Annotated in this window: 40 protein-coding genes and 1 tRNA gene; 29 read left to right on the top strand and 12 right to left on the bottom strand. The window is 50.9% G+C overall.

Translation table 11 applies throughout. From position 1 onward, the window contains the following. Positions 1 to 35 precede the first annotated feature (35 nt). A complete protein-coding gene (locus TREAZ_RS16605) occupies positions 36 to 2063 on the bottom strand; it encodes a 4-alpha-glucanotransferase (protein ID WP_015713062.1) in 2028 nt (675 codons plus the stop codon). A 174-nt stretch (positions 2064 to 2237) separates the two neighbouring features. Between TREAZ_RS16605 and lptC the strand changes: the two genes are divergently transcribed. The 16 genes from lptC (at position 2238) to TREAZ_RS16525 (ending at position 12224) form a co-directional block, all read left to right on the top strand. Then, entirely contained in the window at positions 2238 to 2840 is a 603-nt protein-coding gene (gene lptC, locus TREAZ_RS16600) for an LPS export ABC transporter periplasmic protein LptC (protein WP_015713060.1), read from the top strand. Next, positions 2840 to 3664: a patatin-like phospholipase family protein gene (locus TREAZ_RS16595; RefSeq protein ID WP_015713059.1), complete on the top strand. Its 825-nt coding sequence runs from the start codon at positions 2840 to 2842 to the stop codon at positions 3662 to 3664. Before lptC ends, TREAZ_RS16595 begins: the two co-directional genes overlap by 1 nt. Then, the gene (locus TREAZ_RS16590) at positions 3651 to 3926 is read left to right on the top strand and encodes an amidohydrolase family protein (RefSeq protein WP_015713058.1); all 276 of its coding nucleotides are present in this window, start codon (positions 3651 to 3653) and stop codon (positions 3924 to 3926) included. Before TREAZ_RS16595 ends, TREAZ_RS16590 begins: the two co-directional genes overlap by 14 nt. Before the next feature lie 167 nt (positions 3927 to 4093). Continuing rightward, positions 4094 to 4345, top strand: a complete 252-nt coding sequence (gene rpsP / locus TREAZ_RS16585) for a 30S ribosomal protein S16 (RefSeq protein ID WP_015713057.1) — start codon at positions 4094 to 4096, stop codon at positions 4343 to 4345. Between the two features lie 67 nt (positions 4346 to 4412). After that, on the top strand, positions 4413 to 4646 hold the full coding sequence (locus TREAZ_RS16580) for a KH domain-containing protein (RefSeq protein WP_015713056.1): 234 nt from the start codon (positions 4413 to 4415) through the stop codon (positions 4644 to 4646). Between the two features lie 16 nt (positions 4647 to 4662). Further along, positions 4663 to 5169: a ribosome maturation factor RimM gene (gene rimM, locus TREAZ_RS16575; RefSeq protein WP_015713055.1), complete on the top strand. Its 507-nt coding sequence runs from the start codon at positions 4663 to 4665 to the stop codon at positions 5167 to 5169. A gap of 34 nt (positions 5170 to 5203) precedes the next feature. Continuing rightward, positions 5204 to 6004, top strand: a complete 801-nt coding sequence (gene trmD / locus TREAZ_RS16570) for a tRNA (guanosine(37)-N1)-methyltransferase TrmD (protein ID WP_015713054.1) — start codon at positions 5204 to 5206, stop codon at positions 6002 to 6004. After that, entirely contained in the window at positions 5991 to 6395 is a 405-nt protein-coding gene (rplS, locus tag TREAZ_RS16565; RefSeq protein ID WP_043923170.1) for a 50S ribosomal protein L19, read from the top strand. Before trmD ends, rplS begins: the two co-directional genes overlap by 14 nt. An 11-nt stretch (positions 6396 to 6406) precedes the next feature. Further along, entirely contained in the window at positions 6407 to 7363 is a 957-nt protein-coding gene (locus TREAZ_RS16560) for a hypothetical protein (RefSeq protein WP_015713052.1), read from the top strand. Between the two features lies 1 nt (position 7364). Further along, positions 7365 to 7640 (top strand): EscU/YscU/HrcU family type III secretion system export apparatus switch protein, encoded by a 276-nt coding sequence (locus tag TREAZ_RS16555; RefSeq protein WP_015713051.1) that lies wholly within the window; start codon positions 7365 to 7367, stop codon positions 7638 to 7640. After that, positions 7637 to 8815 carry a cyclic di-GMP phosphodiesterase gene (locus TREAZ_RS16550; RefSeq protein WP_015713050.1) on the top strand — a complete coding sequence of 393 codons (1179 nt, stop codon included), beginning with the start codon at positions 7637 to 7639 and terminating at the stop codon, positions 8813 to 8815. The genes TREAZ_RS16555 and TREAZ_RS16550 overlap by 4 nt, the downstream gene beginning before the upstream one ends. Beyond that, positions 8808 to 9155, top strand: coding sequence for a YraN family protein (locus TREAZ_RS16545; RefSeq protein WP_015713049.1), 348 nt, complete (start codon positions 8808 to 8810; stop codon positions 9153 to 9155). Before TREAZ_RS16550 ends, TREAZ_RS16545 begins: the two co-directional genes overlap by 8 nt. A 141-nt stretch (positions 9156 to 9296) precedes the next feature. Continuing rightward, positions 9297 to 9866: a hypothetical protein gene (locus TREAZ_RS17590; protein ID WP_052297708.1), complete on the top strand. Its 570-nt coding sequence runs from the start codon at positions 9297 to 9299 to the stop codon at positions 9864 to 9866. Then, the gene (locus tag TREAZ_RS16535) at positions 9866 to 11026 is read left to right on the top strand and encodes a GGDEF domain-containing protein (RefSeq protein WP_015713047.1); all 1161 of its coding nucleotides are present in this window, start codon (positions 9866 to 9868) and stop codon (positions 11024 to 11026) included. The genes TREAZ_RS17590 and TREAZ_RS16535 overlap by 1 nt, the downstream gene beginning before the upstream one ends. A 9-nt stretch (positions 11027 to 11035) precedes the next feature. Continuing rightward, positions 11036 to 11746, top strand: a complete 711-nt coding sequence (mtnN, locus tag TREAZ_RS16530) for a 5'-methylthioadenosine/S-adenosylhomocysteine nucleosidase (protein WP_015713046.1) — start codon at positions 11036 to 11038, stop codon at positions 11744 to 11746. A gap of 1 nt (position 11747) precedes the next feature. After that, complete coding sequence (locus TREAZ_RS16525) at positions 11748 to 12224, top strand: S-ribosylhomocysteine lyase (protein ID WP_015713045.1); 477 nt, start codon at positions 11748 to 11750, stop codon at positions 12222 to 12224. A 3-nt stretch (positions 12225 to 12227) separates the two neighbouring features. Here TREAZ_RS16525 and TREAZ_RS16520 read toward each other — a convergent pair whose 3' ends face one another. After that, positions 12228 to 12950 (bottom strand): hypothetical protein, encoded by a 723-nt coding sequence (locus tag TREAZ_RS16520; protein ID WP_015713044.1) that lies wholly within the window; start codon positions 12948 to 12950, stop codon positions 12228 to 12230. 146 nt (positions 12951 to 13096) lie between these two features. Between TREAZ_RS16520 and TREAZ_RS16515 the strand changes: the two genes are divergently transcribed. Then, positions 13097 to 13300 (top strand): helix-turn-helix domain-containing protein, encoded by a 204-nt coding sequence (locus TREAZ_RS16515; RefSeq protein WP_015713043.1) that lies wholly within the window; start codon positions 13097 to 13099, stop codon positions 13298 to 13300. Positions 13301 to 13346: 46 nt separating this feature from the next. On the opposite strand, the gene TREAZ_RS18135 is transcribed toward TREAZ_RS16515, so the two are convergent. The 4 genes from TREAZ_RS18135 to TREAZ_RS16500 form a co-directional block, all read right to left on the bottom strand. Beyond that, a tRNA-Gly gene (locus tag TREAZ_RS18135) sits at positions 13347 to 13420 on the bottom strand. Between the two features lie 175 nt (positions 13421 to 13595). Beyond that, positions 13596 to 13802, bottom strand: a complete 207-nt coding sequence (locus tag TREAZ_RS16510; protein ID WP_015713042.1) for a hypothetical protein — start codon at positions 13800 to 13802, stop codon at positions 13596 to 13598. Further along, a complete protein-coding gene (locus tag TREAZ_RS16505) occupies positions 13799 to 14167 on the bottom strand; it encodes a type II toxin-antitoxin system RelE/ParE family toxin (protein ID WP_015713041.1) in 369 nt (122 codons plus the stop codon). Before TREAZ_RS16505 ends, TREAZ_RS16510 begins: the two co-directional genes overlap by 4 nt. A gap of 56 nt (positions 14168 to 14223) precedes the next feature. Beyond that, complete coding sequence (locus TREAZ_RS16500) at positions 14224 to 14499, bottom strand: helix-turn-helix domain-containing protein (protein WP_245535056.1); 276 nt, start codon at positions 14497 to 14499, stop codon at positions 14224 to 14226. Positions 14500 to 14608: 109 nt separating this feature from the next. Here TREAZ_RS16500 and TREAZ_RS18670 point away from each other — a divergent pair, with 109 nt between their 5' ends. The 12 genes from TREAZ_RS18670 to TREAZ_RS16445 all read left to right on the top strand — a co-directional run bounded on the left by TREAZ_RS18670 (position 14609) and on the right by TREAZ_RS16445 (position 17623). Next, the gene (locus TREAZ_RS18670; protein ID WP_280990956.1) at positions 14609 to 14734 is read left to right on the top strand and encodes a hypothetical protein; all 126 of its coding nucleotides are present in this window, start codon (positions 14609 to 14611) and stop codon (positions 14732 to 14734) included. Positions 14735 to 14736: 2 nt separating this feature from the next. Further along, positions 14737 to 14949, top strand: a complete 213-nt coding sequence (locus TREAZ_RS16495; RefSeq protein ID WP_015713038.1) for a hypothetical protein — start codon at positions 14737 to 14739, stop codon at positions 14947 to 14949. Then, positions 14946 to 15149, top strand: a complete 204-nt coding sequence (locus tag TREAZ_RS16490; protein WP_015713037.1) for a hypothetical protein — start codon at positions 14946 to 14948, stop codon at positions 15147 to 15149. The genes TREAZ_RS16495 and TREAZ_RS16490 overlap by 4 nt, the downstream gene beginning before the upstream one ends. A 129-nt stretch (positions 15150 to 15278) precedes the next feature. Then, positions 15279 to 15569 (top strand): hypothetical protein, encoded by a 291-nt coding sequence (locus TREAZ_RS16485; RefSeq protein WP_015713036.1) that lies wholly within the window; start codon positions 15279 to 15281, stop codon positions 15567 to 15569. A 157-nt stretch (positions 15570 to 15726) separates the two neighbouring features. After that, positions 15727 to 16023, top strand: a complete 297-nt coding sequence (locus tag TREAZ_RS16480; protein WP_015713035.1) for a hypothetical protein — start codon at positions 15727 to 15729, stop codon at positions 16021 to 16023. Beyond that, the gene (locus tag TREAZ_RS16475; RefSeq protein WP_015713034.1) at positions 16020 to 16310 is read left to right on the top strand and encodes a hypothetical protein; all 291 of its coding nucleotides are present in this window, start codon (positions 16020 to 16022) and stop codon (positions 16308 to 16310) included. The genes TREAZ_RS16480 and TREAZ_RS16475 overlap by 4 nt, the downstream gene beginning before the upstream one ends. Then, positions 16307 to 16582: a hypothetical protein gene (locus tag TREAZ_RS16470; RefSeq protein ID WP_015713033.1), complete on the top strand. Its 276-nt coding sequence runs from the start codon at positions 16307 to 16309 to the stop codon at positions 16580 to 16582. The genes TREAZ_RS16475 and TREAZ_RS16470 overlap by 4 nt, the downstream gene beginning before the upstream one ends. Beyond that, positions 16579 to 16809 carry a hypothetical protein gene (locus TREAZ_RS16465; RefSeq protein WP_015713032.1) on the top strand — a complete coding sequence of 77 codons (231 nt, stop codon included), beginning with the start codon at positions 16579 to 16581 and terminating at the stop codon, positions 16807 to 16809. The genes TREAZ_RS16470 and TREAZ_RS16465 overlap by 4 nt, the downstream gene beginning before the upstream one ends. Next, positions 16802 to 16984: a hypothetical protein gene (locus tag TREAZ_RS16460; protein WP_015713031.1), complete on the top strand. Its 183-nt coding sequence runs from the start codon at positions 16802 to 16804 to the stop codon at positions 16982 to 16984. Before TREAZ_RS16465 ends, TREAZ_RS16460 begins: the two co-directional genes overlap by 8 nt. Continuing rightward, entirely contained in the window at positions 16977 to 17297 is a 321-nt protein-coding gene (locus TREAZ_RS16455; protein WP_015713030.1) for an HU family DNA-binding protein, read from the top strand. The genes TREAZ_RS16460 and TREAZ_RS16455 overlap by 8 nt, the downstream gene beginning before the upstream one ends. Then, the gene (locus TREAZ_RS16450) at positions 17287 to 17469 is read left to right on the top strand and encodes a DUF2292 domain-containing protein (RefSeq protein ID WP_015713029.1); all 183 of its coding nucleotides are present in this window, start codon (positions 17287 to 17289) and stop codon (positions 17467 to 17469) included. Before TREAZ_RS16455 ends, TREAZ_RS16450 begins: the two co-directional genes overlap by 11 nt. Further along, entirely contained in the window at positions 17444 to 17623 is a 180-nt protein-coding gene (locus TREAZ_RS16445) for a hypothetical protein (protein WP_015713028.1), read from the top strand. The genes TREAZ_RS16450 and TREAZ_RS16445 overlap by 26 nt, the downstream gene beginning before the upstream one ends. A gap of 86 nt (positions 17624 to 17709) precedes the next feature. Here TREAZ_RS16445 and TREAZ_RS16440 read toward each other — a convergent pair whose 3' ends face one another. From TREAZ_RS16440 to TREAZ_RS16415, 6 genes are all read right to left on the bottom strand, one after another. Then, positions 17710 to 18144, bottom strand: a complete 435-nt coding sequence (locus TREAZ_RS16440; RefSeq protein ID WP_015713027.1) for a hypothetical protein — start codon at positions 18142 to 18144, stop codon at positions 17710 to 17712. A gap of 142 nt (positions 18145 to 18286) precedes the next feature. Continuing rightward, complete coding sequence (locus TREAZ_RS16435) at positions 18287 to 18796, bottom strand: terminase small subunit (RefSeq protein ID WP_015713026.1); 510 nt, start codon at positions 18794 to 18796, stop codon at positions 18287 to 18289. Between the two features lie 71 nt (positions 18797 to 18867). After that, positions 18868 to 19245: a hypothetical protein gene (locus tag TREAZ_RS17585; RefSeq protein WP_015713025.1), complete on the bottom strand. Its 378-nt coding sequence runs from the start codon at positions 19243 to 19245 to the stop codon at positions 18868 to 18870. A gap of 20 nt (positions 19246 to 19265) precedes the next feature. Further along, positions 19266 to 20426: a hypothetical protein gene (locus tag TREAZ_RS16425; protein WP_015713024.1), complete on the bottom strand. Its 1161-nt coding sequence runs from the start codon at positions 20424 to 20426 to the stop codon at positions 19266 to 19268. Continuing rightward, positions 20423 to 20899 (bottom strand): hypothetical protein, encoded by a 477-nt coding sequence (locus TREAZ_RS16420; RefSeq protein WP_043923168.1) that lies wholly within the window; start codon positions 20897 to 20899, stop codon positions 20423 to 20425. Before TREAZ_RS16420 ends, TREAZ_RS16425 begins: the two co-directional genes overlap by 4 nt. Further along, a complete protein-coding gene (locus tag TREAZ_RS16415) occupies positions 20896 to 23166 on the bottom strand; it encodes a synaptonemal complex protein 1 (RefSeq protein WP_015713022.1) in 2271 nt (756 codons plus the stop codon). Before TREAZ_RS16415 ends, TREAZ_RS16420 begins: the two co-directional genes overlap by 4 nt.

Raw genomic sequence — 23166 nt, 5'->3', positions numbered from 1 at the left:
GAGATTGCTATTATTCAAAAAAAAACGCCTTTGTTTTAGGCCTTCCTGGCGCCTTTTTTCACCACAGGTTTTGCATCCGCCAGCTCGGAGACGGCCTTAATCAGATCCTCGTCCATGGAGATCGCCTTGATGGAAGCGGGGAGCCTATAGGTCCAGTTGAACTCGTTGGTGGTGCCAGGCACGTTTATGCGTTCTGAGCCGGCATCCTGGGCATACCACTTGTTGGAAAGGTGGAGCAGATCCTGGATCTGGAAAACCCTGAAGCGCGAGGCTGAAGCTGCTATTTTGTGGAGCATGATCTTGGCCGTGCCAGGGTTGTATACCTTGGGCAGGGATGGAAAGCCGATGAACCCCGCAAACTGGTTCTGGTCGGCTTCCTTGTCCCACCATTCCCGCAGGGTGGAACTGTCATGCACCGCAGGGGTGCAGACGCTCAGCTCCGGGTAATCCTCGAAGGGGACATAAGGCTGGCCCTCCCTGTCCCATTGACGGTGCCAGCGGACCACCCTAAGCCCAAGTATCTTGAGCTTGGCAAGCGTCCGGGGGACGCAGTCGGGGACAGCCCCGAGATCCTCGGCGCAGGGCAGCATGGACGATGACTCGGTCAAGGTTGAAAGGAGCTTTTGGCCTTCTGCTTCCCATACCTTTTCAGACTCTACCCGTTTCTTTTCGAGGAAGGCTTCGAGCCTGCCCTTTTCGTCCCCATTGAGGGTAGGGTACGCGCGGTTTTGGCGCATGAACCAGACGGGGAAGAATTTGCCTTTTTCGTATTCCAAAAAGAGCCTGTTGCCCCAGGCTTTGGCAAGGTAGGCTTTGGCAGCCTGATGTATGTCCAGGGCCCAAATATCCTTTTCGCCTTTTATGTCTTTTTTGAAGAGCCAGAGTTCCTCGCTGCCTATGCGATCCAGGGCTGCCGAAAAGGCATGCTCTGCTGCAGCGGCTATGTCGGCGTCCCGGAATTCCTGGCCCCAGCCTGCCTTAAGGGCATTCCACACTTCCCCTGTGGGGATATGGGGCTGGGAGATCCAGCGTATGCGGCTTTCGTCAAAACCGAGATCCGAAAGCTCTTTTGCGGTGATGGGCTTATAAGGGACATAGCGGCCCAATGCAGCGGAGTTGTCGTCCCTCGAAGACGCCCAAATCCTGAAAAAGCCCAGAACATGATCGATGCGGTAGGCCTGATAGTATTTTTCAGCCGCTTGGAGGCGCTTCTTCCACCAGGTGTAGCCATCCTTTGCCTGGGCCTGCCAGTCATACGTTGGGAAGCCCCAGTTCTGGCCGTCGGGGCTGTACATGTCCGGAGGGGCACCAGCCGAAAGGTTTTGGTAAAATATTTCAGGATGAGCCCACACATCGCAGGAATCTTCGTTCATCAATATAGGAAGATCCCCTTCAAGTATGATGCCGAGCTTCGAAAGGGCCGCCGCCGCAAGGCGGAACTGCTTGTCCAACCCTTCCTGGATCCATGCCCAAAAAAGATGCTCGCCCTTTAGCTTGGCATCTTTCCAGAGGGCCTCGATTTCCGGGGCGCTAATCTTCTGATGGGTCTTCCATTCTTTCCAGCTTTTTTCGCCATTGGCTTCCTTAAGCCGCCTGAACACGGCATACGCCTTTACCCAGGAATTAGCCTCGATCCAGTTTGACAAGGGAGAGCCTGTCTTTGCCTTTGCGGCTATATCCTTCTCGCTGGCAGCGTAGACTTCGCGGAGCAGGGCCATCTTGTCCCTCAGTATTGCCTCATAGGGGTAGCGGGTTTCATTGTTGTACTTTTCGCCCAGGGCTTTGATCTTGGCTGCAAAGCTTGTCGCCTCGGGAAGATCCCCCAGCCTTAAATAGATGGGATGCAGGGCAAAAGCTGTCAGGGCGCTATAGGGCGAGCTCTGGTAGCCTGTGTCGTTTACCGGAAGGAGCTGGATAAGCCCTATGCCCATGCGGGCGCAGAGGCTGCCGAATTCAACAAGATCCGGGAATTCTCCTACCCCTATGCTCTTCTCGCCTCTCAGGGCGCCCACGGGGATAACAGTCCCAATTAAGCGGCGGTTTGTGTCTTGTTTTTCAGCCATAGAACCCTCTCTTTCATTTGAAATAAACTTTATTTCATTATAATACCAATATGTGGATTTTGAAAGCCTGATTCGTAGCGAGGGTAAACCGAGAATTGCCGGAACGGCTTGTGTACTTGAAATTTTCTATTCCGTTTTGTATAGTAAACACAAGAGGATAAGGTATCCAATATAATGTCCCTCAAACCAAAATCGCTTCTTAAATTTTTCATTTTCCCCCTCCAAATCCTAACGCTGCTCCTGGTGTCTTGTTCCTTCGATTATGGGAATAATCAGCTGGCCTCAAAGGATCAGCCTGATATAGTGATGCAGAATGTGGAATATGTCAGAGTCAGGGGCGGCGACCCTGTGGTGCGTTTTCATGCCGAGGACGCCGAGCGGTTCGAAGAACGGCAAATCATGAACCTTCGCAATTTTTCTTTTGAGCAGTTTGAAAATCATGGCGACGATATAGATGCCATGGGCAGGGCAGGGCAGGCCTCGGTTGCCCTGGATTCGGGGAATATCAACCTGGGGGGCGGAGTAATAATCTCCGTAGAGTCCGAGGACATTACCATCGAAACTTCCGGCCTTGACTGGCAGGACAAAGAACGCCGTCTATTGGGAACCCCCTCCGGGGATGTGAATATCAGCCGTTCTGACGGGACCGAATTTTCCGGCCGCGGCTTTTCGGCTGACGCACGTTCACGCACCTGGACTTTTACATCGGGTGTAAGCGGATCTTATGTTGAGAAAGAGGAAAAAGAGGCAGAAGAAGAGGGAGACAATTACCCATAATGATAAATCGCGGTTTGGTGCTTGAAGGCGGGGGGCTCAGGGGCAATTATACTGCCGGGGTTCTGGACGCTTTCCTCGAAAGGGGCGTTCAGTTCCCCTACATAATCGGAGTCTCGGCAGGGGCCGGTATGGGGGCTTCTTTTGCGTCTTCCCAGCCGGGCAGGAACCTTGCCATCCTTAAGAACTTCCGCCTGGATAAACGGTATATTTCCGTTGGCAGCCTCATACGCACGGGCAACCTCTTTGGCCTGGACTTTATTTACCATGACATTCCCCTAAAACTGGTGCCTTTCGACTTCGAGGCTTTTAACAAGTACCCGGGCCGTTTTATCACGGTTTGCACTGACTGCGAGGCGGGCAAGGCGGTCTATTTTGAAAAGGATGAGGATGACGTGATGATGGTCCTCAAGGCTTCTGCTGCCATGCCTTATGTCTCGACCATGGTGAAATACAAGGGCAGGAAATTCCTGGATGGCGCTGTTGTGGATGCCATACCCATACAGAAAACCATTGCCGAAGGTTTCCACAAAACCGTGGTGGTCCTCACAAGGCCCGGCAAGTTCCGCCGCAAGGACGAGGCCCATCCTCCCGATTTCTTTTTTTACCGCAAGTACCCCAAACTTTTGAATGCCTTAAAAGAACGGATTGTTTCGTATAACCGTTCCATGGTTCAGGTGGAAGCCGAAGAGGAAGCAGGGCGCGCCCTGGTTATAAGGCCGTCCCGGGATCTTGGCGTTACCAGGACCGAGAGGAACCTGGAAAAGCTCATCGCCCTTTACGAGCTGGGAGTTGCCGACGGAAAGGCGGCGCTTGAGAAGCTATGACAAAAACGCCATCCTGGCAGTATACGGTAATTGGCAGTATCGCAAGGAGGAGGGCAGCACCACTTCGAAGATTTTTACGATAGGATATGACATCGAAGACAATGTGATCTTTGGGACTGATTGTTCATCGAAGTACCGTTCATCCTATACCAGGGAAATTCTCGCAATGGACAAGGATGCATTGGATGCGGTCTCAGTATCTGCGGAAAACAGGGAAAAGTATTATTCCAGAAACGTGCTGCGCTTCCTGGGCCGGGGTTGACCAAATTTCCCAAACTTGATATGAATAGAGTTCCGCGCTGTCTTCATGCGCTGGACCCTTGAAACGGTTCGCCCGAGCCGGAAATTCCCGTGGAGGGAATCAAAAATCGTGTTGATCGGGCTCTGGCCGCTGCCAAAAGGCGGGCCGGGTACATCTGAGGAGGATTTATGAGCGCAAGCATCAGGCTCAAGAGGTTTGGAACCAAGAAACGCCCCTATTACCGGATTGTGGTTATTGACAGCCGGGCTCCCAGGGACGGCAAAACCATTGAGGAAGTGGGGTTTTACCATCCTATAGAGGCCGAAGAAAAGCAGATTTCTTTTGACGCCGACAAGGTCAGGATCTGGGTGGACAAAGGCGCCATGGTCAGCGACACAGTGCGCGGTTTGCTCAATAAAAAAGGTTTCTCCTTAAACTAAAGCGGAACTTCTCATTCTTCCGAAAATCTGTTTTTCCTCAATTATCTATAAAAAAGGAGCATTATTTATGGAGAAAGATCTGGTTGAATATATAGTTAAATCCCTGGTGGATGACCCTTCCCAGGTGAATGTGAACGTGGTGGAGGGCGAAAAATCCACCATCCTTGAGCTGAGGGTAGCTTCCGAGGACATTGGCAAGGTAATTGGCAAGCACGGCCGCATTGCCAAGGCTATCAGGACGGTTTTGCAGGCTGCAACCGCCAAAACCGGCAAGCATACGGTGCTGGAAATCCTGGACTAAGCGGGTTTTTAGGTTTGTGACAGAGAAATTTACGGTAGCCACGGTCAGCGCCCCCTTTGGCGTCAAGGGTTTTGTAAAAATCCGGGCTTTTTCAGGGGAAACTGAGCACCTTTTGGGTCTTACCGAGGCCATCCTAAGGCAGAATGATAAGGAAAAATCATATATAGTAGAAGAAACCGTCCCCCAGGGCGCTTCCCTGCTGATGAAATTCAAGGGGATAGACAGCCCGGAGGCCGCGAAGCCCTTGGGCGGCGCTGAAATCGTTGCCGACAGGGCCCATGCGGCGCCCCTCAAGCCTGGGGAATTCTATATCGAGGACCTCAAGGGGCTTGAGGTGATGGATAAAACAGGGGAAACCCTGGGGGTTATCACCGACATTATCGAAGGCGGGGCCGGGGAGCTTGCGGAATTGAAGCTCAAGGCCGGGGAAACAAAGCTTGTGCCCTTTAGAAGCGAATTCTTTGGTGGGGTTGATGTCGAAAACAGGCGGGCAATCCTGCTTGAAAAGTGGATTTTAGAGTGAAATACAAAGCGACGGTTGTCGCAGCGGATCTTGGATGAAATACACCGTGCTCTCCCTTTTTCCGGAGATAATTGACGCGTATTTTGCCAGTTCCATCATGGCAAAGGCCGTGAGCCGGGGCATTGTGGAATACCGTTCTATCAATATCCGGGACTACGCCCTGGACAAGCACCGTACCTGCGACGATGCCACTTACGGCGGCGGTGCGGGCATGCTGATGCTGGCTGAGCCCCTTGGCAGGGCTTTGGAGGCTGCGGGCGCATCCATGAAGACCGATCGTGAGGCCGGCAGCGGCCCGGGAAAAGCTCGTGTCATCTACCTGAGCCCTTCCGGCAGGCCTTTTGACCAGGCCCTGGCCCATGAGCTTGCCGCCGAGCAGGAGTTGATGCTTCTCTGCGGCCGTTATGAAGGTATTGATCAGCGCATTATCGACGCCTATGCCGATGACGAAGTGTCTGTGGGGGATTATGTGCTTTCTTCCGGGGAAGTGGCTGCCCTTGCGGTGATTGACGCGACCTACAGGCTGGTGGAGCAGGTGATTACTCCTGCGTCCCTGGAAGAGGAGAGCTTTTCCGCAGGGCTTTTGGAGTATCCCCAGTATACACGGCCCGAATTATATGGTATGATGAGGGTTCCAGAAGTGCTCCTTTCGGGGCATCATGAAAACATACGGCGCTGGCGTCTTGAGAGGCAGGTTGAAAAAACCCTTCTCCTCAGGCCGGATTTAATCCGCCTGGGCGAAGAAAAGGGCCTCTTTAGCGATGAGATCCGTAAAATCATAGAGGAGAAACGCCGGTCCGGAATGGCGGCGAGTGAGGAAAATGAACGAGATTAAGGCAATCGAAGCTTCCCAGATGAAAAGCGAAATTGACGATTTCAAAGTCGGCGACACTGTAAAAGTCCACTTCAAGATCATTGAAGGCAAGACCGAGCGTATCCAGATTTACGAGGGCCTCGTTATTGCCATGAAGAATTCCGGCGTGGGCAAAACCTTCATGGTCAGGAAGAATTCCTATGGCGTCGGCGTTGAAAGGGTATTCCCCATTCATTCGCCCCGCATTGCCAAGGTGGAAGTTGTCCGCCCCGGCAAAGTCCGCCGCGCTAAGCTTTACTATATCCGGGATAAGATCGGCAAGAGCGCCAAGATCAAGGAACTCATCGCCCCTCACAAGGTGGATGCCCGGAAAGCTGCTGACGCTGCCTCTGCTGCTGCCGAAAAGAAATAACCCTGGCTTCAATGGGCCCGGTAAAGCCCCCTGTAGGCTCTGACACGGCCCCAGGGGCAGCCTTTAAGGCGGTTCCTGCCAATAATGCCGGCCCTGCGCTGGCTTCTCTTTTTGATCCTTCCAGCTTATTGAGCGCCGCGCGCGATTCCGGTGCTTCTGGCGTTTCTCAGCTCATCCCTCCCAATCCTTTGTCCCAATTGGCTTCCGGTTTGGGGCTTCCCCAGGACAATCTGACCTTCACCCTTCTGACTTTTGCCCGTGCCTTTTCCCTGCCTTTCGAAAGCATAATCGACATCAGGAAGGAAGTTCTGGCCTTTGCCCCTTCCTCGCCCAAGACCGGGCGGGAGAAAGCCAAGGCTGAAGCCTTTTCCCTTGCTTCTACTGCTGCGGCAGCCAAGGGCTTTAAATTAAGCCAGGGAGCTTTGGCAGAATTGGCGGCGGCCATGGGGGATTATTCCGGGGAAAGCTCCGGCGAAAAAGATCATTCCGGGGAGCCCTTTGGGCAGCCACCCAATCCCGGAGAGCTGCGGGAGGCCTTTGCAGAATTTTCGGAAAGCCGTAGTCTGCTGGGCCTTATGGATCGGGTTCATAAGAAAAATGGGTCGAATTGGGTGGTTTGGCCCTTCAAAGTGAGCATTGGGAGTACAGAATTAAAGGTTTTTGTACGAATATTAATAGAGGAGCCTTTTTCTGATTCCGGTTCGGGCCTTTTAATGGCGGATATAACCGGGCTCAGGCGGCATTGGCGTTTTTTCCTTGAAAGATCCCATGAAGGGAAGTTCCGGGCCAGGATAGGCCTCGTCCCGGGACAGGAGCCGGAAGGGCTAAAAACGCTTGAAACAGAGGCCGCTAAAGCCCTGGGCTCCTTTTTGGGCGCTGACGCGGATGTGCGGATTTTGAATGGCGAAGTCATGCTTGCCGATTTCATGGGCTGCGAAGCCTTGCCTTCCATAAATGAGGAGGTGTAGCATGGAAAACAGCAGCCTCGATATCCAGGATAAAAAGGCGGCAGCCCTGGGATACAACAGGGAGGAGGGTGTTCCCCGCCTGTTGGCTAAGGGCCGGGGCAGGGATGCCGAGAGGATAGTCGCCATGGCCCGCGAAGCGGGCGTTGAGATAGTGGAAGATCCTGCCCTGACGCTTCTTTTGGACGCCGGGGTAAAACCGGGGGAATGGATACCCCCATGGTGCTGGGAGGCAACGGCTAAAATTCTGGCTTTTGTTCTCGCGAAGGAAGGAACATGAAGAAGATTCCAGTTAATGAACTCAAGGCCGGCATGAGCTTCTCTGCGCCGGTCTATATTGAAGGGGATAGCCTGCTTGTTCCTGCAGGGGTCGAAATCCGCAAAAAAGATCTTGAACACCTTAATTCCTGGGGCATTAATGCAGTGGAGACCGAAGGCGATGTCGTGCAGCCCAAGGCCGGGACCGATCCCAAGGGCAAAGCCGCCCCAGCCCCCGAAGCCCCCAAAAAAAAGCCCAGCGTTATCTCCCTTACCGAAGTGCAGGAAAACAGAGGCGCGTACCGCTCCTATGTGGATCTCATTGAAAGGCTGGACGCGGTTTTTGCCAGCATAGGTTCGGGTGTTTCTGTGGAGCCTCGTTCCATAGACGACATCACAGGGCGCCTGCTCCAGGCAGTGCGTGAACAGCGCAATTCGTTTATTGGCTATATTCTGGGCGGCGAAGTGGCAGGCCGCGAGATGGCCAAGAGTTCCGTGAACACCGCCATACTTTCTGCCCTTATCGCCATGGAATTGAAGCTCCCCAACCACAAGATCATGCAGGTGGTTACAGGCGCGCTGCTCCATGATGTGGGCATGCTGCGGCTCCCCAAGGAAATTGTGGACAAGAAGGGAGGGCTTTCGGCTTCGGAGCTGCAGCGCATACAGGCCCATCCCCTTTATACCTATAAAATTGTGAACAAGGAGCTCCTCTACCCCGAGGATGTGGGTCTCATCGTGCTGCAGCATCACGAACGCTGGGACGGCGATGGGTATCCCCGGCGCATTAGCAGTATCGCAATTGATATAGGCGCACGGATCGTGTCGGTGGCCGATGCTTTCGAAGCCATGGTGAGCCAGAAACCTTACCGCAATTCCATGATGGGCTATCAGGCCATGAAGAATCTCCTCTCGGACAATTCCCGGCGTTTTGATCCCGATGTGCTCAAGGCGTTTATACAGACCATGGGGATATACCCTATAGGTTCTATCATACTTCTTAACAGCGGCGCACTTGCAAGGGTGGTGGAAGTGCAGGGCACTGCCCCTCTGAGGCCGAAGATCCGCATCCTTATTGATGAGTTCGGAAAAGTCTTTAAGCAGGACGAAGGGAATTTAATCGACCTCCTGGCGGAGAAAAGCCTTTTCATCGCAAGGGCTGTGGACCCCAGGGAAGTCGCAAAGAAGCATGCCTAAGAAGGGCGGGGAAGGCGAGGCCGCCGCCGCTCTTTTCCTTGAAGGGAAGGGCATGAGAATCATAGAACGCAATTTCCGCTCAAGAAAAGGCGAGGTGGATATCATCGCCCTTGAGGGGGAAACTCTCATCTTTGTCGAGGTTAAAGCCTGGTCAACCCTGGGGATCGATGCTCTTGAGCAGGGGCTGGATAAAAAAAAGCAGGTCCGCATCATTGAAACCGCTAAGTATTTCCTTTCAATCCATCGAGAATATATGTATATGGCAATTCGTTTCGATGTGGTTTTTATAGCGCCTCAGGGTATTACCCATCTTGCATCAGCCTTCATGGAGCGTGTATGATTACTGCATCGCAGAAAGCTTCTGTCGCCTTGAAACCCGAGAATGGTTTGAGAAATGCTGAACTCGAAGCCTTGCGCGAGAAAATTAACAATGAGGAATATCTGTATGAGGCTATACAGCGCATAGCTTTAATCCTCAGCAATGAGCTTCTTGATATACCCCAGGGAGGATGGAATTACGAGCAACGGCGGAAAGGGCGGAGATAACCGCAACAGGCGGCGGCCTTTTAGGCGGGGCAGCCGCGACAACGATTCGAGGCAGGAGAATCAGGGTAGACAGAATCAGGGAACCGCCCATGGCAATTCCGGCAATTCCAGAACCTCTAATGACAATTCCCGGTTTGAACGAAACAAGGGCGTCATGTTTGACCGCCCCAAATGGACTCCCCCCCAAGCTCCCTCCGAACCTCTCCCTGTGCCCGATTGCCCCTGGTGCGGCAAACCCATTAAGGATATCGCTTCTGCCATTGCCGACAAAGACTCGGGCGTGCCGGTGCATTTCGACTGCGTTATTGCCAGGCTCTCCGAAGGCGAGATTCTCGAAAAGGGCGATGCCGTAAGCTATATAGGCGGGGGCCGCTTCGGCATAGTCCATTACCTGAACCCCCAGGATATGAGGAATTTCACTATCAAGAAAATTTTTGAATGGGAGAATAAGGAAAACCGGGCTGAATGGCGTTCCACAGTCTGCGATCATTATTCGGTAACCTGATGGATAAAATAGAACAGTCCGAAGACGAAAAAGATTTCCTTTCCAATCCTCGTATTGTCGAAAATTATTCGCTCCTTCAGGATATTGGGGTGTTTAAGCATATTGATTCCCTGAACCGCGAAATCCGCAATTACAAAAACCTTTTCGCCGGCGCCCTCGAAATTTTCAACCGCACCTCCATCGATCAGATCATGGACGCTACGGTATGGCAGATTTCCGATCACTTCCTCCCCTCTTTCATTGCATTCCTCTGGAAGCCCCTGCAGAACAGGGAAGAAATCACCATCAAGGGATATAAGAACTATAAGCTTGTGGATCTTGATCTTAAGATTGAGAATATTACGCTCTTTGAACCTTTTTTCAGAAAATATCCAAAACCCATCAGCTATGACCTTTTCAGTTTTGAACTGGGGGATCTTGAGGCCGCCAAAAGTTTCGACGAACTGCACCCTGAGTTGATTATCCCTATTCTTGGGCCCTCGGGCCTTTACGGCATGGTACTCGTGGGGCGCAAGATCCTCGAAGATGATTACAATTCGGCAGAGCTTGTATATCTCCAGAATCTCATGTCCTTTGTTTCCCAGGCGATACAGAACCACGTCCATTATGAACGCACCCTGCGGGACGTTAAGACCGGCCTTTTTAACAATGGCTTTTTTATGACCCGCCTTAACGAAGAGATTGCCCGTTCCCACCGTACCGGTTCTTCGTCTTCGATTATCATTATGGATGTGGACAAGTTTAAAAACTTTAATGACTCCTACGGGCATCTCGCAGGCGACAGGGTGCTCGAAAGTCTCGCCGTAACCATCAAACAGGCTGTGCGCCTTGAGGATGTGCCTTCAAGGTTCGGGGGAGAGGAATTCACTGTTCTCCTCCCGGACAGCAATAAGGAAGCCGCCCTCGTGGTAGCCGAACGCCTCCGTACTTCGGTCGCGGCCATGCATATTCCCTGGGACCCGCCCCTGCCCCAGGTTACCATAAGCCTTGGGGTGGTGACTTTTTCGAAGGATTTGGATCTTCCTGCTTCGGAGCTTATACAGCGGGCCGACGAAGCCCTGTACCTTTCCAAGGAGCGGGGCCGTAACCGCACGACCGTTTGGGGTTCGGGCCTTCTTGCCAAGATTGAGCGCCTGAATATAATTGATGCGATGATTTAAGGGGCTGCTATGATTGGAATTATAGGCGCTATGGAGGATGAAGTAACCCTTCTCCGTTCAGCCATGGAAAATACCGGCACTAATACTGTCGGGCCTTTTGAGCTTGTCACCGGGAAGCTTGAAGGCAAAGACGTAGTATTGCTGCGCTGCGGCATAGGCAAAGTGAACGCCGCAATCGGCTGCGCCATGCTGATTGACCGCTGCAAGCCGAGCCTTGTGATAAACACCGGCTCTGCGGGGGGCATAGATCCTTCCCTTACCTTTGGGGATGTGATCATTTCGGACGGCCTCATTTACCACGATGTTGATGTCACTGGCTTTAATTACGAACCCGGCCAATTGCCCGGACAGCCTCCGGTTTTTATTGTCCCCGAGGATCTGATTGCCATGGCTGAAACCACCATGGATGAGCTTAAGCGCGAGGGTATTTTGCCCCAAACAGTGAACCATGTCCGGGGCCTCATAGGCTCGGGCGATGTGTTTATGTACCAACCCGAACGCATTGCATCTGTCCTCAAGCTCTTCCCCAAGATGAGGGCTGTGGAGATGGAAGGGGCTGCCATTGCCCATGCCTGCGCCTTGTTCAAAGTGCCTTCGCTTATTATACGAGGCTTGTCGGATATAGCCGGTGTTGAGTCGCCGGTGACTTCAACTGAGTATCTCCCCATGGCAGCGAAGAATTCGGCTGAATTGGTGCGTAGGATCATAAGGAAGTATTGATATGGAAAAAATCGCGAGCTTTCAGGTAGACCATTTGCGGCTTAAGCCGGGTCTTTATGTTTCACGGCGGGATAAATACGGAACGACTGTGCTCACCACCTTTGATCTGCGCTTCAAGCAGCCTAACCAGGAGCCGGTGATCGATATGCCTGCCTTGCATACCATAGAACATCTGGGGGCGACTTTCCTTCGTTCCCATAAGGAATGGGCCAAGCGGGTAGTCTACTTTGGCCCCATGGGCTGCCGCACAGGGTTTTATGTCATTCTTGAAGGCGAATTGAGCTCTGAAGATGCCCTTCCCCTTATACAGGAAATGCTCGATTGGATTATCGCTTTTAGCGGGCCTATCCCCGGGGCCGCCCCCGGAGAATGCGGGAACTACAGCGAACAGAACCTGGGCATGGCGCAGTGGGAAGCCAGGCGGTATGCGGGGGTGCTGAAAAATCCGGGCAAGGAGAATTTGAATTACCCGGGATAATCCTTAAGCTCCTCGCTTTGCAGAGGTCATTTTCTTCTTTCTGTTTTTCAATAAGAACTCATACTCAAAATTCGCCTTTGTTCCCAAATCGCGGAGCTTTTTAATATGCTCTGACCGCTGTTCCAGGTGGGCAGGGTTGCTCATCATCAGCTCCGGGGCTACATGCACCACATAGCATGGATTGGCCTGGCCGTAGAATTCGATGCCGTCCTCTGCGGCATAGGATTTATGATCCGGCATGGCCGCAGCAAAGCTTCTGCGATCCATGGCCTTGGAAGCATAATAACGGCAAGGGCCGGTGCTGGTCACCCAATAGGCGGTATAACGCTCGCCCAGCTCGCCAACCCTCTTGTCCCATGAGAGGAGGATGAGGCCGTCCCGCTGGAGCAGGGGGCGGAAGTCAGGAATGGTTTCGGGCAGCTGCTTTTCGGGCTCTCCGGGTATAGGCACCAGGAAGGGCAAAGCCTGCTGCCCTTTTCCCTTGACCGGCTGGGTTTTCGTCATAGGCCCCGGGAAAGGGATGATGTTGGAAGGCAGTTTGGGTGCATCGATCCGGGGCTTCCCGCCTTCAATGCGATCTTTTTCAAGATCCAAAAGGCTCGAGGCGATGCTTTTTATTTGGTTTTCGATGCGAAAAGCCTGATCCGAGAGTTCCCGCAGCACTTTAGCCCTGTCCATGAGGGCCGCCCTGATTTGGGGCAGGGTCTGGGTCTGTTCCATTGTCATTGTAGTCCTCCTTGTTATACGGTAAATATAGCAATTATGAGCAAAAAAGTCAAGAATATTATTTATTTTTCTGAATTTTTTATTTATATATTGACATTTTTTATTTTAATTTGATAAATTAGAGATACCATCATTGGGAGGGCATCATGGCATTCAGCTACAAACCGCTTTTCAAGCTTCTGGTAGATCGCAGTATGAAGAAAACCGACCTCATTAAGGAGATAGGCTTCAGCTCAGCCACCCTGGCCAAACTCGGAAAAGGCGAACCCATCTCGGGCGAGAACATGGGCAAGCTCTGCGCTTATTTCCACTGCCAGCCTGGGGATTTGGTGATTTTCGTGGAGGAATAGCGGACCCAGTCAATTTGAGCCCCTTATTTTTGGTTTGTAAATTTTCAGCGGACGACGGGAGTCGAACCCGCGTCACAAGCTTGGGAAGCTTGCTTATTCATATATCAAGAAATATCACGCTGTAAAATCATGTAACGAACTCGCGGCTAATTCTTTTCTGAATAAAGAAATAGCTTCGTATCCTTATATTATGATATGCCATATTGTATCAGGGTGTAAAGTCTAAAAATGATAGGGTCTGTACCAAGAATGTGACTTTGAGTGTGACTTTTCCTGAATGATTGGTCGGCGTCTTTTACTTTGCGCTGCGTCCCCTGGAGGTTCCAGGACTTGCGGTCATGGCGGCAGAACGCAAGGCGTGGACTGTGGGAGTGTCGGCAGGGGATACAAGGCAAAAAGCATCATACCGGTGCATTTCTTCGGCGGTAATAGCTCCAGCCTCAAATCTATCTGTCGCTTCCTGGTGGATGTGCTTAAATATCGGACTTTTATATTTTTTCATGCTCCTAACTCCTTATACAAACCCTTTTTTACAAAGGCGTTCATTTGATCCTCGGTATATTCAAGGTCCCCTTTTGCGGTAGCCCTAAACGCTCTCAATTCAGCATCGTCTATATTCCCCCGGTTTGACTTGGCAAAAACATAGGAAAAAATCAGCCGTTCATCTTGCCGAAAAAACAGGATAACCCGATAGCCCCCAGACTTTCCAGCCCCTACCCGAGCTACTCGCTTCTTGAATACTCCCCCGCCTAAGTCGGCCTCATACTCTCCCCGGTTCACTTCCTCTGCGGCGGTGATCAGGTCTGTATCGGTGATCCCCGCCTTATCTGAAAGCTTGGTAAACCGCTTCGTCTTAAATATACGCATATTTCCTTACCCTTTCCAGTGGCGTACGGGCCATGGTGAGGTTTTCCGGGACTTAGTCATATCTCCTCGCCGCTTTCATTCATGCGAAAAACAGGGACCGCCTGAATGACCGTACAATTCAGAGCCTTTGCAATCGCTTCAAGATCCTCCTCTGTAAACCTTTCGACTTTCATTTTGCGATTAAAGTTTTGCGGGGTTTTTCCAAGCCTCCGGGCAAGTTCCGCCTCTGGAATATTCCGCCGAGCAAGCAAGACCCTGATTTTCTCAACTGTAGTCATTTTGTACCTCACTACAAGTATATACTCATATATCGTGAAATAGTCAACATACATGAATAAAAAATCAATTTTTTTTATCTTTTTATCGCAAAATCACTTGATATTATATTCATTATAGGAGTATAATATATTCATGTATTGAATATGAAAGGAGACCGAAACTATGACAGCCGAACCAAAAACCAGGCTTTCCAAGGCAATGACCCTGGGCAACAGGCTGTACCTAGGACGATTATCAGAGGCCAGTAGGGATATAGCCCTATTGCCCCGTCTCCCATCGGAGGCTTAGCGATGCAGAAGTTTTATTTGGTGTTCAGCGAGTTTTATGACAGCGGCGTGGTCAAGGCCGCCATTGTCCGGGAAGTGGAAGCAGCCGAGAAGCCGAAGGACACCTTCAAGGGCCTTCCCAAACTTGATGTGTACGGTACTTGGTATGCCAGCAAGGCAGAAGCCGAGGCGGCCGTCATCGAGGCAAGAAAGCAGAGCTTCAGGAGGCAGGTATGACCATAAGGGAAGCCATGGAACGCTACATCGAGGCCAAGGAGCTGCTTGAAGGCCTATTACAGACTGCGGCAGATCCTTCCCTCTTGAGGAAAACACGCCTTACAGAAACGGAGCTGGCAGAGCAGTTCAACAACGTTAGGAGCCAGTTCGAGGACGCTGAAAAGTGTTTGGCGAAGCTTGGGCTTCGGTGCGATCAGTGATTTTGGGGGAGGGTGGAGAACTAATCCAGGCAGTGAAGCCCCCGGCTTCTCCGCTCCGCCTTTAATTAACCGGCCCTGTATGGGGCTGGAATGTCACAATGCCGGGGAAACACCCGGCAGGGGGAACATATGAATTTGGAATACAGAACAGAAACCGAGGACGATATAGCCGATCTTGCGGGCTGTGTTTTGAGGGCCCGGGATATTACAACCATGGCGGAGAGAAACGCCCAAGACCCGGACTCCTATTTTGAAGTAATGGCTGCCTTCGAACTTATCAGGGTATTACTGGAACCGGTTGGCCGCTTTCTTTGCAATGAGGCCGTAGGCCTTGTGAAGGCTGCAGAGCATAAAAAAGCCCGCAAAGGCAAAAGGACAGCCAAGTTTCTTCTTGAAGCAAAGGAGGCGCCCATGAAGTAAACCTGTCATGTGTCCGGGGGGCTTACCGCCATGTAATTCACCCCCGGCAAAGTGATCACCCCTTAAAATATCAGCATTTTAAAGGGTTTCCTGGGGCCGTATGGCTTTCAGGTATTAAGCAACCCAGCCGGGGGGAAGCCCGGCAAAGGTGGAAAGTATGATATACGAAGATGAATTTATCCCGTCCCTTGGTTTCTGGCCTGAAGTGGATGTCCGTTCGGCATTCCATGAAGCAGACCAGGCAATGGGAACTAAGGATGAAGCTTTGGCCCTGCGGGTATTTTACCTGCGGATGAAGCATCATCTTAAAACAGCCGAACCCGCAGAAGATAACCCAGATATTGAATTCCGCATGATAGAGCATTATGAACGGCCTATGCTTGAACAAGCTATTGCCAAGCTGCGCTGCGGTGCATGCCCGGTTCCCGGATGCCCTTATGGGGGTACGAAATGAACGGAGTAATAAAAGTTGTTTTGCCCCGAGATAAAGTAAGTCTGTTATATACAGACTATACAACCGAAGATGCGGAAAACTTGGGCCATTGCGCCGCCGGTGTTGAGGCTATAGCTCGCGCCCTTTGGTTTTATGCCGAGTACAAAAATAATGATGATAAAGAATTTGCCTATACCGTAAGCAACTTATGTAACGTTATAGAAGCGTTAACTAGACCCGTGGAAAGTTTTCTTTTCAGCGGACAAACCGTAAGAGAGCCGGATAAAATACCGGAGGCGAAAGAATGAAAGTTCCTAAACAGAAGCGTATCCCCGTCAACGTTTCTCTGCCGGTGGATTTTTACGAACATCTGGAAAGTCTATGGCGGGACAGGTGGAACCGGGGCCATACAATGCTACGGCTCCGGGAGTTTATCGCGGAGATGATCGGCGTGGGTTTTCAGGTGTGGGAAGAAAGGAACGTTTCCCGGCAAGAGGGGCCAGCAGAAACCGACCCCGATCCTGCGGATGATGAAGTGTGGGAATTCCCCCGGAATAACCGGGAAAGGCGGATTGTATGACGTTCAATGATTGTCATGGTGCAGCCTATGATATTAGAGCTTTATCAAAAGTAATGACCGACTATGCCATAAATCTCATGTCAGACGAGGATTCTTCGGAAATATGTGTAAGCGTTTTTGGAATAATCCGGGATAACATTGAAAAAATCCTGGAACTATTCGACCGCATAGAATGTTTACCGGATATTAAGGCATTGGAACATGCAAGGAAGGAAGACCATGATTAACGGCGCCATTCATGCGGACCTTGGCGAAGTAAAGGCCCAGCTGACCGCCCTTTCCGATTGCCTCGCGGGGCTTGACCCACCGGGCAGACAGACAGGCCGCGGCCTTTCAATCATTATCTGCCACATCATCAAGGACGTGGACAATATTCTTAGGGAGATTGAAAACGATGGCTAAATTCACAAGGGAAAAACTGATAGCGATTCTGCGGTCCGATCTGCCGGGAATTGCGCCTCTGGACACCCACCATGCGCGAGAACTGGCGGCGCGGATCGTGGCCGGCATGGCTGCCGCCCTGGCCTCAGGCGATAGCGTGGAACTCCGGGGCTTAGGCGGCCTTGAAGTAAAGACCCACCCGGAACGCAGGGCGCGTAACCCCCGGACAGGAGAGCCGGTGATTGTCCCGCCACGGCAGTATGTAGTATTCAAGGCAGGACGAGAACTGAAAACGGCCATGAACTCCAAGGAGGTAGACGATCATGGAACTTGATAAAACAGTTATCGAGAAGATTAAAGAGGCCGCCAGGGATATACGGTTCGGCAGCATCGAAGTGATAATCAATTCGGACAGTCCCTATGTGGATGTTCTGGTTACCAACAAGGAACGGATATACGACAATGCGGACAGGGGGGCTTATGGAACTAACCGACGAGTGCATTGAAAAGATAAAGGAGAAAGCCAAAGAGGTAGACCACGGCAAACTTGTGATTACCATACTCCCCCGCCCAGAGGACAAACAGGTTTACGACGTTATCTTCGGGCAGGAAGAAAGGGTGCAGTTCAGCAGCCCTGACCCCTCTTGGATTTGCCCATAGGCCTACCTACCGGTACCACTGAGAGGGGTCTCGGTGCAAAAAGGCAAAATGACACGAGACGGGGTTAGACAGTCCTCAGCGGCCCGCTATTCGCGTCTCTGGTTTACCTGCCCCTGGACGTTCCGGGGGCTTTTTTTATTTGCCCAGAATGCCTTTAATGTTGCAGATTGTTTTTTCCTATTTTCAGGGTTGGCAAAATATGCCTGTGCTGCTTCGCTTTGTTTTTTCCGTGTTGTGTCTGTTGTCCTTTTCCGGCTTGGCTTTGGATCTTCTTTTGCTATTTCACATCGGTAATACTCTGCGGCTTTTTCCCGTATCGGCTCCGGGTCAATTTCCAGAACCAGACAATAGGCTTCAAAGTCAGGGGAATAAAACCAGGACATGAACCCATCCTTAATCCGGCCCCTTGCCTTTTGGCTCTTGCTGACTTCATAGTTTCCCTGCAGATCCTCCATTGCCCTGGAAATAATAGCCGCCATGAGCAGGCGGTATGCGTCTTGAAGGTTTGGTTCATCTGCCATGTTTACAACTCCTCCCTTGCAATAGTGTCGTGGGAAACTCCAGCGGTTTTCGCAATCTCTCTATTGGTATCAACAGCCTTGTCAGATTTCTGATAACCCTGTTCGATACCGCCTTGTACCTGTTTTTCTTTTCTCCACCTCCCTATTGTAATGCCAGTTCATCATCTGCGTCGATTTTCATAAGCTGTATACCGACCTTTATTTCCTGGGGCTTAATCATCTGGATATACTGCTGCAGCATCTTGACCGCCTCGTCCCTATCGGCAAATTTGTACGTTACCGTGCTATGGCCCTGGGCGTCGATTTTTTCGTTAATCGAATCTATGCAGACATGAAGCCCGCTTTCCTGAAGTTGCTCCTTGTTCATAAGCATAGTGCCGTCCAGGTCTATTATGTCGGTGATACGGTAAAAGGCCCGCTTCATCCAGTAATCGAATATGCGCTTCTCTAGAGGCACCTTATTTTGCCTAATAGCTCCAGCCAATATTTCCGAAATGTAGCTCTGAATGTTATCATTTGTTAGCATTCTGGACGCATTGCATCGTGCCGATTCCTCGGACGCCCTTGGGTACGCCTTCATATATGCGGCCGTAGCGTTCGTAAAATCCTGCTCAATGTAAGCGGTGATGAAATTTTTCCTGGCCTTTGTCATTAGTTTCTCCTGTAATTTATTATGCCTTGCCTTACCGGCTCGGATTTCCTGCCTTCCAGACCCTTGTCTTGTCATTGGAAAATCCTTTTTATCATGGCCTTTATTTCCGGTATGTGATGCTTCAGCGTGGGGCCGCAAATTGCGTATGCCCCGTCATTGGCCTCCTCAAGGGCTTTTCCGTATTTAACTCCTTGCCCTATGTAAATCAAGAACCCCTTATCGGTTTTTTCAAATCCACCGGTTAAAGAATCCCTTGCAATGCGTGTTTGATCAATCCACTTTGTACGCCCTCCCTCTTGAATATGTTCTTTTGTTCCTTGAGGTGATGATGCGTTTTCTTTTGCCCATTTTTCCATTTTAGCAGCTTCGCCTTTTAGATAATCCGCAAGGGCTTCCTCTCGTACGGCGTACCATTCCGTGGGCATTTGGTCTTTTACAGTTATTTTCATTTCATAAACTCCTTAAAAAATTATAGAAGGCCATATTTTTTCAGTATCTTGTCCTGGAATTCTTCCTCGCTCAGCAACACAGGGGAAACGGAGCACGAGCAGTTAGGATGCCAGGGTGGGATTGAAACAGACTCGCCTACGTATTTTCCGTCTTCGTCATCATCTGCACTAACTGTGACTATGCTTCCGTCCTCGTTGTGCAGGAAACCGTCATCGCCCAGTATTTTCCCTTTCCCGCTGGCTCTGCAAAACGCCGAGCACGCACAAGCCCAGGCGTCACGCCCACCTTCAAGTTTCAGAACAACTTTTTTATTATCTACCGCCGGGTTATTCAGGGCTATTTCTTTCTGCCTGTTTGAAAGGGTAACCGCCTGTTCGGTACGGAGCAGGCGAATACTCCTCCAGTCCCGGCCTTCCGCTCCGAAACGGGCGTAATATTCCTTTGACCCCGGCAAGCGTTCCCATCCGTTCTGCTTATAAATCTTTCCGGCCATAGATCGGGCGCCCTGAGGGGAATACCCTTCCTCTGCAATTAGTTTGTCTACCAGTGCATCAAATTCAGAATCTGGACGTAATTTTCCCCATCGTCCTTTGACGGGTTTTCCGTTAATATGGGCATCAAGGTCTTTCAGAATATCCGCAGCGTCTACCCCATCGGCTATACCGGTCCTAACAATACCCATAATTTCTTTTTCTTTTTCGTACGCGTTTGCCTGGCAAATATCGCCTATTTTCCAAACGTGCTGCGGCCTGGTGTCTCCGCTTAAATGGTATTTGCTTAAAAACTCCAGGGTTTTCTCGGCAGGGACATAAACCACGGTACCATCTGGGCGGCTCCTGTACTGGCCTTTTGGAATCTCATATTCTTTCTCAGCAGTAGCGTACAGTTTGCGCGTAAGCGTTTCCTTGTCGACTTCTCCCCGGATTCCTGCGCGGGTCATGGCTTCCTCGATTGCGCGGTCAGCGATCGCCTGGGCTTTTTGCGCCGGCAGGGACGCGCACTGGTTTATAATTTTCTCCAGTTCCAAGGCGTAATTTTTTACGTCAAAATTGTATGATCTGACTGCCATCTCTGCGTGTTTTTCGAGAAGCTTTCTAAGCTCTACTTCTCCGGCTCGGGTAACCTGTTCGGAATACCGCTGCAACTTTTCTTGTAAGTCTGCCCACTCTGCTTTTGTCATGATTGTTCTCCCTTGCCTTGCCGGTTCGGATTTGCCGCCTTTAGTTTTTGAAGCATACGCCAGGCTTTAAGCGAGCCCTTTTCGCTTAGCCGTAATTTCCCATGATAACGGATTTTTCCAGTTATTGTATTTCTCCTGTATGAAAATACATAAATACGATGGTCTGCATCGATTGCGATTCGCGCCGTTTCATTTGGATCCTGCATGGAGTAGAATTCGTCCAATTTTAGATAATAGGCAACCAAGTACGTACCTTCCTTGGCAGGAAGGACAAACAAATAAGAATACCCGGGCTTATGGATCAGCTTGTAGGAAATCCCCGGGGAGATAGAAAGGACATTTCCTTTAATCTCGGTTGCTGGTTTGTTTGGATTTCCATATCCGGCATATTCATCCTTGGCTGTGGCCAATGCTTGCCCTACAAGGAGCTCGGCTTCTCTTTTTATGGAATAGGGTTGTTGCGCGGGCGTCATTGGTAACTGCCATTCAAAGGGGGAAGCTGTCCCCGGTTCATAAGATCCACGACAGTTTCACCGATTACCTGCCCGTCCAATATTGATTGCACAATTATTGTATCGGGCCCCCCGCCTGCTGCCCTAATCCCCAAGGATCCATCCGCTGTTTGGGCTAATGGCATGATGGCCTCAGGCCCAGCTTCCCCCATCTGCCCGATGCTGAAATCGGTGGGGGTACTCACTACCCCTTGGCTGAATGCTCCTCCCTGGGCGAACACCTGCTTGCCGTCCACGAATGCCCCGCCCTTCGCGAACTGCTTCCTGGGCATGGATGACAAGAGCGCGGCGAGCTGCGCGGCGCCTACCGTGGCCATTACCGCCGCACCGACCGCGCCGGCAAAGGGACCTGCCTGGGCGAACCCCTGCATTATCGCGGCCGCTATCTGCGCGGGAACCATGGCGACCTGCATCGTCCATTGGGCCATGGCCTGTTTGTACTCTATCTCGGCGATTTCCCTTTTGGCCTTCTCCTGCTCGGCCCTTTCCTTTGCGTCAAAATCCTTGTTTATCTTGAGTTCTTCCTGGCGACGCTTCTCAAGGTAAATCAGCCGTTCGTCCCCGCTGTCCATGGCGGCTTGCATCGATTCCTCAAGCCCCTCCGCGCTTGTCGTGGCGATAAACCCGGCAGCTTCCAAGGCCCTGTTGCGCTGTTCATCAAGGGATTCCATGAGTTTGGCCAAATTATCCTGAATGATCTGTATCTGCTCTTGCGCAATGGCATTTGTCATCTCCAATATGCTTTGGCCGAATTCGCTGAAGTAACCGACCCCTTCGGATATCGCCGACGCCAATTCCTTTACCCCTTCTATTTTGGCATCGTATATTTTGCGGAAATACTCTGCCTCTAATTTGCCCTGCAAAAACTGGGTCTCCATGTCATAATACTCTTCCTGCTCGGCATCCATTAAATCGAGCAATTTGGATCTTTCTTTTTCCTTCTCCCTTTCCAGGGTCAATTGATTCTTGGAGAATTCGTATATGTATTTTTCGTCTTCAAGTATATCTTTTACCTTGGCTCCGTTTATATTGTAAAGCTCGTTTATCTCCTTTTTTATTTCATATATGCCCTTGGCGGATTTGAGGCGTTCTATGCCCCTGTCATAAGCGTCATCGGCTTTGCCCAATTCGACTTGCAGTTTTTGCGCATCTATTTCCATTTTCATTATGCGGTCTTGGATATCCATGGCGGCGTTCAAGTCGCCAAGCATGCTGTTTTTGAAATAGGAATCGGCGTCTTTGTAAGCCTGGCTCGCTTTTAGCTCGGCCTCCCTCCTTGCCCTGTTTATGTCGAACAGCTCCCTCTCCAATTCCAACGCGCCCAATAACGCTTTTTGCTTGTTTTCCTCGGTTTCAAAATAACGTTCGTTTAACTTTGCTTCTTCTACCAGCAAACCGTTATAACTGTCCCGCAGCTGCTGCGCTTGGCCAAGCATGGCCCTGTGGGCAGCCAATTGCTTCTGGCGCTCGTCGGTGATCTGCTTCTCGATGGCAAGGCGTTCTTTATCTGTAGAAACATTAGTTAAAGGGTCAGCCTTACCCATGGTCTCGGATAACTTCGTATATTCTTCCCGTGCTTGAGATAAACTCGTCGCAATACCCGCTACCTTATTATTGTATCTATCTACCGCTTTGGTATTAAATAACTCAATATCAGGTTTCAATTTTGCTTCTTCATCAAAAAGCTTTCCGGTTTCCATTATTATTTTCTGAAGATTCTGCAACCTGGATTTGTCGTATTCTTCTTGAGTTATAAAGCCCTCTTTTAATTCCCGGTCCAGGTCTTTCTGCGCTTCAGCCGCGCCGCCCAAGGCCTGCATCCTCTGCTTTTCAGCCTCCGTAAGATTCCGCAATGTCTTTTCGTTTGATTCAAAGGACAATCCAAGCGTCTCGTTTATGCTTGCGAAGCTTTCTGACGCGTCCGCCGCATCTTTCAATGATTGGCGGTATTCCTGCCAGGCTTTTATGCCCTTTTGCACCGCCGCATTCACAAGCTGTATCCCTATCCCTAAAGCCCCTCCGGCGCTGAATATCTTGCCTACAGAGATCCCAGCGACGCTGAACTTTTTCAGCTCGTTGGTTCCGCCTGAAAATGCCGTCTTGATTTTTTTGTCCGCCTCTTGGGCTTTACGTGCGACCTCTCCAAAGGATTTTTCCGCATCCACCACGCCTGCCTTAAGATCCGAAAGGTTCACCTTGAAGTCGGCGTCAAAAGTTACGTCAGCCAT

This window comes from Leadbettera azotonutricia ZAS-9 (genome assembly GCF_000214355.1).
Lineage (GTDB): Bacteria > Spirochaetota > Spirochaetia > Treponematales > Breznakiellaceae > Leadbettera > Leadbettera azotonutricia.
This window is presented reverse-complemented; position numbering and strand designations above follow the sequence as displayed.